At 30.1% G+C, this 15,267-nt stretch carries 12 protein-coding genes; all 12 read right to left on the bottom strand.

Annotation, left to right across the window (positions count from 1 at the left end; genetic code table 11):
• Positions 1-17: 17 nt before the first annotated feature.
• The 12 genes from MPAN_RS03465 to MPAN_RS03410 all read right to left on the bottom strand — a co-directional run bounded on the left by MPAN_RS03465 (position 18) and on the right by MPAN_RS03410 (position 15,261).
• A complete protein-coding gene (locus MPAN_RS03465) occupies positions 18-2,534 on the bottom strand; it encodes a carbohydrate binding domain-containing protein (protein ID WP_176238624.1) in 2,517 nt (838 codons plus the stop codon).
• Positions 2,531-5,584 (bottom strand): cellobiose phosphorylase, encoded by a 3,054-nt coding sequence (locus MPAN_RS03460; RefSeq protein WP_176238623.1) that lies wholly within the window; start codon positions 5,582-5,584, stop codon positions 2,531-2,533. The genes MPAN_RS03465 and MPAN_RS03460 overlap by 4 nt, the downstream gene beginning before the upstream one ends.
• A 131-nt stretch (positions 5,585-5,715) precedes the next feature.
• Positions 5,716-6,738: a LacI family DNA-binding transcriptional regulator gene (locus tag MPAN_RS03455; protein WP_176238622.1), complete on the bottom strand. Its 1,023-nt coding sequence runs from the start codon at positions 6,736-6,738 to the stop codon at positions 5,716-5,718.
• Positions 6,735-7,460: a glycoside hydrolase family 16 protein gene (locus tag MPAN_RS03450; RefSeq protein WP_176238621.1), complete on the bottom strand. Its 726-nt coding sequence runs from the start codon at positions 7,458-7,460 to the stop codon at positions 6,735-6,737. The genes MPAN_RS03455 and MPAN_RS03450 overlap by 4 nt, the downstream gene beginning before the upstream one ends.
• Positions 7,460-7,867: a cupin domain-containing protein gene (locus tag MPAN_RS03445; protein WP_176238620.1), complete on the bottom strand. Its 408-nt coding sequence runs from the start codon at positions 7,865-7,867 to the stop codon at positions 7,460-7,462. The genes MPAN_RS03450 and MPAN_RS03445 overlap by 1 nt, the downstream gene beginning before the upstream one ends.
• Positions 7,854-10,361, bottom strand: coding sequence for a GH36-type glycosyl hydrolase domain-containing protein (locus MPAN_RS03440; protein WP_176238619.1), 2,508 nt, complete (start codon positions 10,359-10,361; stop codon positions 7,854-7,856). The genes MPAN_RS03445 and MPAN_RS03440 overlap by 14 nt, the downstream gene beginning before the upstream one ends.
• 147 nt (positions 10,362-10,508) lie before the next feature.
• Positions 10,509-11,288 carry an IS3 family transposase gene (locus tag MPAN_RS03435; protein WP_231756823.1) on the bottom strand — a complete coding sequence of 260 codons (780 nt, stop codon included), beginning with the start codon at positions 11,286-11,288 and terminating at the stop codon, positions 10,509-10,511.
• Between the two features lie 5 nt (positions 11,289-11,293).
• The gene (locus MPAN_RS03430) at positions 11,294-11,578 is read right to left on the bottom strand and encodes a hypothetical protein (RefSeq protein WP_176238618.1); all 285 of its coding nucleotides are present in this window, start codon (positions 11,576-11,578) and stop codon (positions 11,294-11,296) included.
• Positions 11,579-11,727: 149 nt separating this feature from the next.
• On the bottom strand, positions 11,728-13,032 hold the full coding sequence (locus MPAN_RS03425; RefSeq protein ID WP_176238617.1) for a glycoside hydrolase family 30 protein: 1,305 nt from the start codon (positions 13,030-13,032) through the stop codon (positions 11,728-11,730).
• A 77-nt stretch (positions 13,033-13,109) separates the two neighbouring features.
• Complete coding sequence (locus tag MPAN_RS03420) at positions 13,110-13,850, bottom strand: hypothetical protein (RefSeq protein WP_176238616.1); 741 nt, start codon at positions 13,848-13,850, stop codon at positions 13,110-13,112.
• Positions 13,847-14,530, bottom strand: coding sequence for a Type 1 glutamine amidotransferase-like domain-containing protein (locus MPAN_RS03415; RefSeq protein ID WP_176238615.1), 684 nt, complete (start codon positions 14,528-14,530; stop codon positions 13,847-13,849). Before MPAN_RS03415 ends, MPAN_RS03420 begins: the two co-directional genes overlap by 4 nt.
• A complete protein-coding gene (locus tag MPAN_RS03410; protein WP_176238614.1) occupies positions 14,530-15,261 on the bottom strand; it encodes an alpha/beta hydrolase in 732 nt (243 codons plus the stop codon). The genes MPAN_RS03415 and MPAN_RS03410 overlap by 1 nt, the downstream gene beginning before the upstream one ends.
• Positions 15,262-15,267 lie beyond the last annotated feature (6 nt).

Here is a 15,267-nt window from a genome sequence, read left to right as displayed (position 1 = left end):
CTATATGTCCTCCCTTATTAATTTAAATCTTGATATACTAACACTTCATAAATTGTAAATACACCAACAGCAGATGTTAAATCAGTTAATGTACCAAAGTCTAATTCTAATTTAACATTAGTAACTTCATTTGTCACTGTAAATGTTACATAAACAACGTTAGTTTCAGTTGAAACAACACCAAAGTCAACAGAACCGTCAGCTAAGATACTTGCATATCCAGAATCTGGTAATACCATGTTAACTCTTAAGTCTCTATCAACTGTTGAGTCTAAGACAATTTTTAATACATAATCGCCAGGAGTAAGTCCTTCAATCATTTGATAGAAATGAGGAGTATAAGGTTGTGAACCTAATGTAGTTACATCAATAACTGCACTATTTTCGCCTAAAACCATTGTGCCTGCACCTTCACCAGCATTATCATACATAAAGTATGGAACTGATGTTGCATCACCATTGATAATTAGTTCTTCTGCTTCTGCATCATCTTTAACTTTTAATGAAATATTGTCAAGAGAAACAGTACCTGCAGCAAATGATCCAGTTGCGCCCATTTCGAAACTTAATTTAGCAGCTGTAAGTGCATCAGTAGTTGTAATATCAACTGTAAATGTTTGTACACCTGTTGTTAAATCGAATGACCCTTTTGAATCACCTTCAAGAGATGTGCCTAAAAGTTCAATATTAATATTTCTTGCTACTGTAGCACTTGCATCAAATGAAAGTGTATATGTTGTAGCAGCTTCTAAATCAACTAATTGGTTAAATTGAACAGCCCAGAAAGCATCTCCACCTTTATCAATCGCAAGATCAAATGAACCATTTGTACGATCTAGTGTAACTGTTGGAGCATCTCCCCAGTCTTGGAACCATAGTTCCCAACCAGTATTAAATTGACCATTCATAATGATGTCATCTAATAATGCTTCTTGTAATTTAACTTCACTAAATGTTACTAAGCCATCAGCAAAGCCATCTTGTGAACCAAGTTCAAAGACTACTTTAACTTCATGCGTTGCTTGAGAAACTGTAAATAAGAATTCTAAAGTTGTTTCATCAGTTGCAACATCTTGACCATCAAATCTAGCATATTGAACCCATGGGTCACCATAACCTACTGCTACATTTATCTTTCTTGCAACTTCTGCTTGAACCATTACAGTTAAGCGATATGTGTTACCTTCAACAAGTTCAATTCCATCTTGAGAAAATTGAACTGCCCATGCAGCATCTCCACCACCAGTAATATCTAGTGAATAAGTTCCAGCAGTTGTATCAAGTTCTGTAACCACAACTGGAGCTGGTGTTGCCCAATAACCATCTTGTTGCCATAAAGCCCATTCAGGAGTTTCAACATTAAGATCAGCTTCAAATGATGGATTTACAATTAAATTAGTATCACTAAATTGCATTCCAACGATTTCTAAAGTAACAACGAATTCAGCTTCATTGCCAGCAACATCACTTACAGTATAAGTAAGTGTATAAGTTCCTTCAACTGATGTGTCTACTGATTGAACAACAGCATCCATTGAATCCTTAATTTCAACAACTACATCTTCTGTAACATCGCCATCAACAATGTCAAACGCAGTAACGCCTGCCATTGGAACAAAATCAGCACCAACTAAAATAGATTTTGATGCAGCTAATCCAGTGAAAGCTGGAGCTGTTTCATCAAGATCTGGAGTTGTTTCAGTTATTGTAATATCATCAAACCATAAAGTTGCATTAACTGCATTACTTCCTATAGTACCCATTTCAAATAAGATACCACCAGCTTGATTATCTTGATTCATAGTGAATTTATATGAATATGTAGCCCATTCAGTTGTGATAGTTTTAGTAATAGTTAACCCTGGTTTAAAATCATTCCAGTAAGGTGCACCAGCTAATATTTCACCAACTTGTAAATTAATTATTTTTTCTGCGCTTGATTTAGCTTTAAATGAAATTTCATATGTCTTGCCATCTTCAAAAGGTACATTCATTTGGCCAAATCTTGGAGTCCAAACATTAGCACCAACAACAACTTCAGCTTTAAATGCAAGATTGCCATCAAAATCTTCTGTAGATAAAGTCATTTCAGCACCATCTGCAATATAAACTGCACTGCCATCCCAACCTGCAGTACCTTGTGAGAAATCAGCATTAACTAGCATTTGACCTTCAACAGCTGCCGGTTCACTAACCGTAACCATTCTAAATACTTGTGCTAATATGCCATCGACTTCTACTTCATACTTAATCGCATGTTGTCCAGTCACTGTTGTATCTAATACATCATCTGTAATAATTGTTGTAGCTACGTGAGAATACGTAATTAAATCTGAGTAATCTACATCATTATTACCTGTCGCTGTTACGCCATCTAATACATTGAAATCTGCATCAAAGTCTAGAGTGACATTGTCAACTCCGCTAAAAGTAATTGCTGATAAAGTCACTTCAGGTGTTTCTGTTTCACCACATGCAACTAAAGTAAATACAGCTAATAACATTAAAACGGTAAATATAAATCTTTTTTTCATTTATTTTCCTCCTTATTATAATAGACATCTATTTTTAAGACATTTTTCTTACGAATATCTTTTGCCCATTTTTCTTCAATAAATGATTGATCAAATTTTATAACTTGATCTTTTGTTGTTAATACTATCTTTTCGATATAAGCATCTTCATCATAAGTGTTAACTAATAATTCATTATGATAAGTCAACTTAATATCCTTAAAAAGTGTGGTTTCAATCTTATGATCTATAAAAAATTCCTTATTTAATTTTGGATTTAATTCAAAGATCAATTGTCCATTTAAATATTTAAATAAATTTTTACCATAAAACATGTAACTAAACATTGATAACATTTCTGCTGTAGATCCAGATAATCTTGAGACAAATCCTTGACCATGTTTTTTTGGATCAGGATTTGAAGAAGTCACAATAAATGACGAATTTTCTATAGGTGACCTTCCATAAACTTCAGGATCCATAAAACATGTGTAATTTGTTTTAATTTCTTCATAGAATGTATCATATAAACCTGACTTTAATAATCCAAGTAAATATTTATACGTCATGTGTAAGAAATTCGATTCTCTCTCTAACCATCCAGGTGTAAATGCTTTTAATCTACCAATTTCAAATGATTCTTCTTCTAAGGAAACACTTGTTTGATAAAATTTATGTTTCTTATCATATAAACCTGATTGTTTAACGTTATCATAAATAGATTTTGCTTCTTCTGGTTTTGCTAAATTTTTTAGATATCTTGCAGGTCCTTCTAAGAAACTCGGTAATGCTCTCATTTCAAAAGAGTGAACATTAACTAAAGGTAGGCCATAATCTCCAATAACTTGTTGATTGTTATCATCTACAATTTCATCATATGAAGTTGCTTCATATGTTAAATATGTTGGAATGATATCACTTAACGCTTTTGCTTTATGTACTGCTTTTTCTAAAACTGTTTCTATTTTAGATGTAATCTCAAATATTTCTTTTGAATTCACTTTAGAAATATTTGTGTTTCTAGTCAGTCTATTTTTTCGATAAGCTTCAAGAGCATTCATTCTTTGATCCCAATGCCTGAAATCATCTTGCTCATTGATCAGATTTAATTTATTTATAAATTCTTTTGTGTCAGATAAAATATCTAATTCATAATCGCCATATTTTTCAATGTTTTTTCTTAAATAAGAAACTAACTTTAAAAGTTCAAATGTTTCAGATACTCCTGATCCAAATAATCCTGGTATACCATTACACGCATCATTCCATCCTGGTTTATTCCCTTCATATGAAAGTCCAATGCCCTTTGGATCTAAATGTGCATATTTATTTAAAACAAGTGTCAATAATTTTGATATTACAGGAATTTCAATAATTTTTTTATTTTCTTTTAACCAATGATCCATTTCATCTAAATGCTTTACAGACCCAAATTGTCTAATCGTTTTTTTATGTGTCATTACATATTTTTGATTTCTTGGAACAACATAAGCATTTGATTGATAAATAGAGACTTTTTGATTAAATAATAAATCTTCTACAAAATCTGGATATATAGATTCAAAACCTTCAATCAAATCTAGAAGATATGTGAAGTGATCTTCCCAATACCCTTCACCAAATGATGCTTTATAAATGACTTTACTTTGAGCAAGTATTGTTTTAAACAATGACTCATCTAGTTTTAGATCTTCAATCACCATAAGAAGTTTTCCAGGTGTGAATGGATTTTGTATAAATTTAATAAGTTCTGTGTCTAGATTATTGATATCACCTTCATATATAAACTCAATGCCCTCAATAGATAATGGATTATATCCATCATCTTGAATGAAAGATGTAAACATCAATACATTAAATGCTTTGATTTTTGGAAAGAATACTAAGTCATTTCTTCTATTTTGAAGTACATCTCTGAAATTACCATTGCCTTGAGAATAATAAGCTGGCTCTAAATTAAAGAAATTATAATCTCTCTCTAAATCACCGTGTTTTCTTGAATATATATAATACGTAGCATCTTTATCTTTAGCTTCAATTTGTATTGGATAACCACCGCGTAATACATTATCGAGATAACATTGTTTTAAGTATGCATCATAAATCGGAAAATTAGTTTTCATTTTAATCGTGCTCGTTATTTCATCATGAATTTGTTTATTTTCAGATTCTTTATTTAAAAAATAGTTCAAATTAGTCTTTTTAACAAATTCATCTAATTTATCTTCTGTTTCACTATATCCAAACATGGATACAAATTTAAATTCTTTATTTAATTTAAAAGCGTAATGCACCATTGCTGCTGGTACTTGATTAACGTGTGTTTGTTTTTGTTCTAAAATATCACCATTTATAAAAGCATATGGTATTTCTAATGATGTATCTTCTAAAAATAAAGCCTTATAATCGTAAATGTAAGTGGGTTTTATACTCGATCTTGAGTGCACGAAGTTACCTTCGCTGATTTCACTTACTTCTGCTTCATCTCCGGTTGAACCCCTTAAAGTATAAAACACATACTCTTCTTTGTTTTTGGTTTGCATCCAACTTTGTAATAAATTTGAAATGGCTTTATATCCTCCATAATCAACACCTGTTGGTAAAATCTGTGCCAATCCATCAACAATTTCAATTTGTCTTTCATCATTACTGTGATTTATGATTTCAACTTTTCTAACTAAAGCTGCCATTCTTTCATTAGGAAGTGTGAAATAGGTAATCTTTATTGAAATTTTTTCTTCTTCTAAGTTTTGTGTTATAGATACTCGATCTTGATAAACATCTAATGTTTGATATTCACCTTGCTCTTTAAAACATTCATAAACTTTGTTATCAATCTTTATGAATGTTCTAAATCCAATTCTAGATACATAATGATAAGCTGCATTAGCTGGAAAGAACTCCATGATTGCGCCATCTTTATTTCTAATACCAAAAGATGAGATAAGTTGACCTCTATTGACATAAAAAGCCCATAAAGGGATACCTTTTAATCCAGAGACCCCACTTAAAAAGCTAGAAAATGGTTTTTGCTTTTGATAATTATTAAGTTTGAAATGATAATTTTCCATATTTCTCTCCTTTTTAAGGAAATCGGTTTCTTTTTTTAAAGGAGACCGGTTCCGCCTTTTTAGGAAACCGATTTCTTTTTTCATTATATTTATATCATAACATATAAAGAAACCGTTTTCAATATAAAAATTTATTTTTTTCTTGTAGACTCTCTGATGACTAATTCAACTGGTAATTTTACAATCTCAGAAACATCCTTGTTTGGGTTGTCCATAAGTTCAATTAAAAGTCTAGCTGCGGTTTGGCCTAACAATTTTCTATCTTGTCTTATTGTTGTAAGCGATGGGGTAAAATGCTTAGAAAATGCAATATCATCAAAGCCAACAACTTGGATGTCCTCTGGTACTTTAATATGCATATCAGATAAACCTTTTAAAACCCCTAGTGCAATATCATCACTAGCAACCATAATAAGTTCAGGTTTTTGTTCAGGTTTTTTTAATAACTTGTATACGGCATTATATCCACTTGTAAATCCAAAGCTATCTGCGTAGATGACTTCTGATGTTTGATTCAACTGGTATTCTTGTGTGTATTTATGATAAGCATCTACACGTTCATTAAAGGCTTTAGAAGATTTAGGTCCAGATATGTATGCAATATTTTTAAGCTTCAACTCTTCTTTTATATAATCAAATATCAGTTTAACGCCTTGATCATTATCGCTGATTACAGTATGAAGTTTTGGAAGTAACATATCTGTTGATACGGCTGGTATAGAACTTTCAACAAGTTCATATAACCCCTTATCATCATAGTTACCAACAACGATATAAACGCCATCTACACGTTTATTCATACACCATTCGTAATATGATAATTCATGTTGTCCTAGTTTTTTAACAATAAAACTAAGTTCATATCCTTGTACTTCAACAAATGTTTTAAAATGTTGCAAAATACTAGAAAAGAATGAATGTTCTAATCCTACATCAGATTCTTCAGTAAATACAATACCTACTGTATAAGTTCTTTTAGACTTAAGCATTCTAGCTGAATTATTAGGTACATATCCTACTTTTTTTATATACGCTAGTACTCTTTTTCTAGTTGAATCAGAAACATTTCCAGTATTATTAATTACTTTTGAAATCGTTCCAGGAGCTAAATCTAGTTCTTTTGCGATATTATAAATTGTTCTTTTCTTGTTCAATTTTCATCACTTCTTTCGTATACTTTAACGTGCTTAATCTTAAATGCAACAGGAAACATTGAATCATCAATATATCCTCCCCAACTACCACCAATCGCAAGATTTAAAATAAAATAGAAAGATTGATCAAATGGCCATTGTTCGACGGTTGCATCTTGAGGTTTTTTAAATGTCGCCATATGCTTGTCATCTACATAAAATGAGATTTTATCTTCTTCCCAATCAAGACGATATAAATGAAATCCATCAAGCAATTTTTGATCTTCATAAATGTATGTAGGTTGATTGCGTTTGTTATGATTAAATGTCTTTGAGTGAAGAGAATAATGAAAGAATCCTTCGTGATTTCCTACATGTTCCATCATATCTATTTCACCGCATAATGGCCAACCACTTTCATTAATATTTTCACCTAGTAACCAAATTGCTGGCCAAGTCCCCATACCTCTAGGTACATGAGCTAATACATCAATGCGTCCATATTTAATAAGCTTTTTATTTTTTGTAGAGATTTTAGCTGAAGTGTAATTTCTTTGCTTATACGCTTCTTTATATGCAACTATATGCAATGTTTGATCTTTAATAAATAGATTCTTTTCTTGACTTGTATAATATTGATCTTCATTATTTCCAAATCCATTGCCACCCGTTACAATATTCCATGTGTTTAAATCTAATTTATCTTGATCAAATAAATCTTGCCATACTAGTTTGTAATTCATCAATTACCTCCACATGTTGATAATTGTAAGTTTTTAATTTCTTGCTCGTTTAGATAGACACGATGAGAATTACCATCACATGTATCGTCTTCTTCAATAATAAGTATCTGTGCGTCTTTAGAAAGAGCATGAGCGTGATAAACACCTTTAGGTATACGATATATTTTTTGTGTTTCTAAGGAAAAGTGTTCAAATGTTTTTGGGGAATCTTCTTTTAATATAAACATATCACATTTTCCTTGAATTAATACGAATATTTCATCAGTTTCATGATGACATTCAATAAAATTAAGATTTTGGATGTCAAGTTCTTTAATATAATTTAATTTAGCAATTCTCCAGGATTGAAAGTTAAATATTTTTTGATATCCAATTCCTAATAAATCATAAGTATCATACAATTTCATCTAGATGCACCTCTATACTTCCATTAATTTTTGTAATAGGCATGTGTACTTCTTTATCATTTATAAATATATCTTTAATTTTATATTGACCATAATCTAAATTTTTCGGATTGTGATATGTTATTTTGACTGTTTTACCAAATATATTTGTTACTATTGATGCACTTTGATTTATGAAATCTTCTTTTGTCAATTTCGGATTAAGTGTTAATTTTCCTAAATTAAATTCGAGTCCAAATATTTGTTTTCTAAGTAATAGTAATAACCAACTAGCTGATCCAGTAAGATATGAATACTTTCCGTGACCTTTATCAGAAAAATATTCAGGTATGCCAGCTAATACTTGAGAGTCTTCTTTTTGAGCTTGCTTTAATAGTTGAAATGTTGCTTGTCTTGCTTCATCAACTAAATTATATTCATATAACCCATAAGCATACATCATAGCCATATGAGCGAATACTGCTCCATTTTCTTTATGATTATATGCAAATCCAAATGCTCTACCCATATTAGTTAATACTTTTTGATAATTTGTATTTAAATGATATCCACCAACACTTGTATCGAAAAGCTTTTCTTTTGTGTGAAAAGCTATTTTTTGAGCTTGTTCCTGAGTTGGAGTGTGTGCTATGAGTGCCATTGCTTGACCTGTTAAAGCAATTGAAGTTTTATCATCTAATAATTCTCCGTTTTTATCATAATAACTTTGATATTTATTTTCTTCATATGCATTATCATTAATAAATTTTTTCTTATCTTCTGATAGTTTCATTAATCTTTCAAAAAGATAATTTATATTAAAAGATACCTTGTTGCCTTTAAATTGAGATACTCTATCAAAATAAGTTTGTAAATTTGCGTTTTTGGTTAATAAAACCTCGATATCGTCTAATAAATTTATAGATTTTAAATTTGTAGATTTTAGCAAATGCGCTAAAATACTTAAATTTTCAGCATACATGTGTGTAAACGCAATCGTTTCACCATTTTCATGTGCCATATCTAATCCATCATTCCAATCAGCATCTTCTAGTCTAGTGAATCCATGTTTTCCGATATTATGAAAACCCACTAGGTTTTCAATAAGTAGATGTTCTAAAATTGAGCCCTTATATATTTTGTTATTTTCATCAATTAATATATTTTGTTCATTAATCTTTTTAATTTGTCTAGTATAATGTGTGAACTGATCAGAAAAATATGATTGTTCTTTCAATAAAAAGTCAACATCCCCTGTTTCATCAATGTAAAGTTTAGTTGTGATTAATGGCCAAACTCCATGATCAGACCAAACTCTTGTTATTTGATTACGATCCGCCTTAAATTCACCTGGTTGATCTCCAATAATTGTCGCATTAGAACCATCAATTCTAACGCCTTGGAAATTACTATACAATAGTTCATAAACACTATCATCATTCATCATAATTAATGCGAGTAAATCTTGCCATAAATCACGCCATCCGCGTCCACCTTTACCATAATCATGATGTGGCATGAATGAATTCCCATAATATCTTCTAAGTAATGGTTGTAATGATACCCAATTTAATTGTTTTGATGTTTCATCAGTATCGATTTCAAACTTCAATTGACTTAAATATGTTTCAAAAAAAGCTATTACTTCATCTAAAGCCTTATGAAACCCTGATGTTGATAAATATGTTTTTCTAAACTGATTTATATCCATATCTTCTTTTTGAATAGCTATAGCCATATAAAATGTTACAGATTCATTTGGTTTAATTATAATGCCATCAAATGCTATGCCGCCCATTGCTTCATAACCATCTATGTGATATCCTTGTTCTTTTAATTTATCCAAGCCTTTTGGAAAATGGAATGAACCCTGGTTTAAATAATCTTCTTGAGTAGGAATGTAGCCTTTAATATGCATATCATCACTTGACGCAATAAAATAGTAAGTCGTATCGTTAACTTGATGACCTCTTTCATCAAATGAAAGTGTCGGTTTAACTTTAATTGCACCATTTAAAACATCAATTGTGTTTAATAAAGATGTTACATGTCGATGATCATGCAAATTATCAACACTTCTTGCATACATCGGTGTTGCAGTAGTAACTTTTATATGCTGGTCTTTTTTTGTTTTATTTGTATATACTATTTCATGTACTTCTGCCATTTCATTTAATAAAACAAAAGAAGTTGTTGATATATCATGAAGTTTATTATGTCTATTTACTTTTTGATATAAAGGTCCTACTTCATAATCAATGCTATCATTTTGTTGTAATTGTGTTTGTCCATTTAAAAAATATAAATTATGATCAATATCAAAAATGACATTTCTCGATTGCGTATGTTCAAATAAACCCAATTCTGATGTAGGTTCTGTTGCATAATGATGAAGATCAGTCTTTACATCTCCACCAAAAAAGGGCGTAATTGATGATCTAAACCCTTTTAAGTTAAACATAGGAAAATAATATCCAGTGTTTTTATTGCTTTCTATATGCTTTTTAATAATCATTTTGCCACCTCAAGAAATCGGTTTCCTAATTCCATTATAATAGATTTTATTTAAAAGTAAAGTCTTTTATTAAAAAAAGTGAAACGCTTACAAAAAAAGAAGCGATATGAAGTGGACCCCAAAAAGTAGACACTAATAAAAAAGGGTCTACTTTTTTTGTTTTCTCCTTGTGGTGTTATAAAATTCTATCCATTCTTCCACTAATTGTATATATTCTTTTAAATTTTTGATATCATTATTGTACAGAGTTTCTTTTTTTAGTATTGAATGGAAACTCTCAATCACTGCGTTGTCTAATGGTGTACCCCTTCTTGACATGGAAATGAGTATACCATTAGATTCGCAGATAATTCTATATTCTGTTGAAACATACGGAGACCCTTGATCTGAATGGATAATGAGTCCGTTTAGATCTTTTGTTTTACTGATTGCTAGATTTAATGTATCCATAACGAGCTTGTTATCATTTCTAGAACTGATGATATGTGAGACTACTTTTCTAGTTTTTAAATCCAATATCGTAGATAAATATGCCCTTTTACTTCCAAAGATAAGGTATGTTATATCTGTGACCCATCCTCTTTGATTAAACTTTCTTTTTAATAAATCATCCTTGATATTTTCTTCTATGCATTTCTTACTGTAATTAGGTTTGATATTTCTAATGTATTGAGCTTGAATTCCATACTTGCGCATGATTCTAAGGACTTTCTTATAGTTGATGATAATACCTTTACAATCGCGTATTTCATCAGCTATGCGTCTATATCCATATGTTTTCTTGCTGCTATCAAATACCTCTTTGACTAGACGATATACTTTATAGTCAGGATCCAATACACCTCTATATTTATAATAGTTTTTAAGTCCTACACCTAATACCTCGCACATTGATCTAAGGTTATATGTTTTTCGGTATCTATCAATAAAAATTATTTTTTCTTTTGTTCGACCACCCCCAAGAAGTCCTGGAATTTTTTTAAGATTTCATAGCGTTCTTTGTAGTCTATATCTAGCTCTACTGGTCTGCCTTTTTGTTTGATATCAAGTCCCCCATCTCTACGATACATATATACCCAAGTCGTTATGGTTCCTTCGCTAATTTTATAATGATCTGAAAGAAATTTATAACTCTTTCCAACATCAATTTTTTCTTTCACAATCTTTAGCTTCAAATCTAAAGGATACTTCTTAAAAATTTGTCCTTTTTTTGCCATAATAAAAACACCTCCATACTTAATTGTAGTATGAAAGTGCCTAAATTAAAATTTTCCTCGAATTTCAAACCCCTTAAAACCACTAAGCCCCTTTTTATTTAATGTCTACTAAACGGGGAGCAGTTCAATATGCTCCTTTTTATTTAACTTTAAATTAATAATGTTGAAATACTATGTGCTTTACTAAGAACCTCGATTGGTTTTTTCAATCCTTTTATATTGATTTTGAAATCTTGTTCTTTTTCATTTTGAATAATAACAACATAACTATCATCTGGATTTTTAAAAGCAATATAATATAAATCTTTATCCCCTTTAGATTCAATTTGAACAGCATTTGGCATAATATATTTAGAAAAATGACCAATATAATAGTAACTCAAATTTCTATAAACTTCTTCATTAAAAACTTTAATATGTATCGGTGCAGAACATAAATTATTTACATGATTAGGTCCACCGACATCATCTAAAAATAGATTCCAATCAATATATCCTTCATTATAATTTCTAAAATCGTTTATCATATTTCTGCCATATCTTTCACCAATAGCATAATCTCCAAGATGTGGCCCGTTTTCTTGACAGCCTTCTGTAAAAAGTAAATGTTTTTCTGGAAATGCGTCATGTGTTTTTTTTACTTCTTCAAATTCTTCTTGATCATACCAATGAAATGCAGTTCCATAAACATACTTATACGCTTCTTTGTCTTTTAAAACCGCTTTAGTTCTTTCTAACATTTGATCACGATTATGATCCCATATATAAATGTTTTGTTTCAAATCATGTTGTTTGAAAGTCTTTCCTAAAACTTTAACAAATCTTGCTTCATCATCAGCTTCAAAAATACATGAATCCCATCTTTGAGCTGCCATAGGCTCGTTTTGAACTGTAACTGAGAATACATTTATACCTTTTTCTTCATAAGCTTTAATAAACTTAACAAAATAGTCTGCCCAGATTTGATCATATTTTGGTAACAATTTTCCGCCTCTAATGGGTGAATTATTATCTTTCATCCAAAATGGTGGTGTCCAAGGAGAAGCTAAAATTTTAATGTCTTGTTTTCTAATAGCTGATGCATCATTAATTAAATCAATGATTGGTTGATCTCGTTTAATTGAAAATGAATTAAGCGAATCATCATAATCATCAATATATAAATAACTATTTAAACTAAAATCGCATCCGTGTATGGATACTCTACCAAGGGTATATCCTAATCCATCTACTGGATCAAAATAATCTTTAATAGCTTTTAATCTTTGTTCCTTGCTGATTCTTAAAAGATTATATGCACTTGATTCAGTAAATGCTCCACCAAAACCTATGATCGACTGCATTGTTTTATTCGGATCAATCTTAAGCTCCATTGTAAGCTTTGGGAATGTTTCTTTTTCTTTCACTATATTAAATCTTTCATTATCATATTTACTGGTTCTAATATGTTTCATTATATTCACCTCTACTTTACTCATTATAATTGATAAAAAATAAAAATCAATCTAAACAGAAAAAAAAGAGAAAGAAATTATTGATTCTTTCTCTTAATAAAAAAATATATAAGTGAACCTAGAATGATATCAGAAACGATGAAAATTGTCATATTTCTAATGAGTTTTGGATAGACATAAGTATCTTGATCGATGAGTTCTGCTAAGTAATCAGCATCCATGCCTGGACTAAATCCATCATCTAAATCTGGATACTGTTGAGAAATAATATTTTGATTAAAATTAGCAAACATATCTCCATTATAATCATACAGTTCAATTTCTAATTCTAGATCTTCATCAAAATCAATTGCATAAAAATAAAATGACATTAAAGATAATCCATAACTAACAGCGGCACCTTCATAACTTGGTTCTGTATAAGTTTCATATATAGTTTCATTTGCATCTTCGCCATTTAATTTAATAACTCTAATACCAGTTTGGTCATCTAAATCTTCTACATCAAGAGCAAAATCAACCTCTTGTGTTGGTACAATGAATAGACCAAACTGATTAATATAGGTTTCATCATTTTTCCCAATTACATGATAAACATCAATCGTGTACGAATCAGTTTCTTCTCGATGAATCTTCTGATAAGAAATAGATTGCATACTGATGAAATCATCAAAATCAAGTGTTGCTACTGCTTCATCAGCCAACTCATAGTAGACATCGTATACTCTTTGATTATAAGCTAATGTTAAGGTTACAAAGTAAATCGCGACACCAAATAATAAACTGATGATAATATAAATTATTAAAAACTTTTTCATTTTCTAATGACTCCTTTGTGGTTGTATAATTGCGATGCATCATTAAGTAATATGATTTTATTATTATCATAGATAATGGCACCATTATCAGGTATTCCATAAATATTCTTATGTGTTAGTCGATGCATTTTTCTTAATGCACTCTTTTGTTTTTTTCTTCTTCTATAATGTACTTCAATGATGAAATCACTAATTAAAGTTAATCCTTCTTGAAGACTAAAACAATCGTAATCTATATCTTTTGATATGTGGTAATCAGCAAACTGAATCATTGTGCCGGCTGAAGAACCTATGAATATTTTGTCTTGTGCTTCTATATGTTCTTTTAATTCAAACTCGATAATACGTGTCATCATTTGATCAGGTGATCCACCTGGAAAATAGATGATATCAGCGTCACTTATTTTTTGTTTTGCGCTTTCTTTTGTATCATCAAAATAATATATCCAAGATATTTGACTTTCTTTAATATCATATGGTGCAAAACTATCTATCATTTTTTGATAGTATTCTCCACCTTTTTTATAGTATAAATCATAGTCTTCTTTTGAATCTATGTGTTTATCAAAAAATGAAAAAGCTAATATACAAACTTTATACTCTTTTTTTATTATATTTTTTAACTCTTTGACCATATCATCTCTACCAATGATACCTCTACTTAATAATATATGTGTCATTAAAGTCCTCTTTTCAAAAATAATTTAGCTAGTCTTACCCAATCAGAAATGTATCCATAAGTATCTAGGTAATCTTTCTCAGTCATATCTTCATAACGTACATCTTTTGTTGCAATAGATATACCATGTCTACCTGTTGGATATAAATGGCTTTCTACATAAACCTTATTTGCTTTTAATGCTTCAATAAATAATAATGAATTTTCCACCGGAACACTTGTATCGGTCATCGTATGCATGATAAATGTTGGTGGAAATTGAGAATGTATCTTTCTTTCCATTGATACTTCTTCTAGTTCATCTGTAGTTGGTTTTTTACCAAATAAATTTACAAAAGAATTTACATGCATATATCTAGGATTTGTCGTAATCACTGGATAGCATAATACAAGTTTTTTTACATAATCAGGATATAAATTTGAGATCATAGCTGCAAAATGTCCACCTGCACTAAAACCAATGATATAAATATTATTGATCTTTTCATGTTGTTTTAAAATATTTAAAAGTTCATATGCTTCATCGTTAATTTTAGGATAAAGTATTTGAGAATCTCTATAATAATATATCGCTTGATGAAAAAGATCAGAAAAAGCATCTGCAACAACACCAGCTTCTCTTTCAGATGCATACTGATATGCGCCACCTGGTAATATCAATACAAGATCTCGTTTTAAGTCATCTATCAAATTTAAATCATAGCTATTACCACTATTTAAATGAAATTTCATATGTCA

This window comes from Mariniplasma anaerobium (genome assembly GCF_016865445.1).
GTDB classification, from domain to species: Bacteria; Bacillota_I; Bacilli_A; order Acholeplasmatales; family Acholeplasmataceae; genus Mariniplasma; species Mariniplasma anaerobium.
The sequence above is the reverse complement of the archived record's forward strand: the minus strand, read 5'-3'. Positions and strand labels throughout refer to the sequence as shown.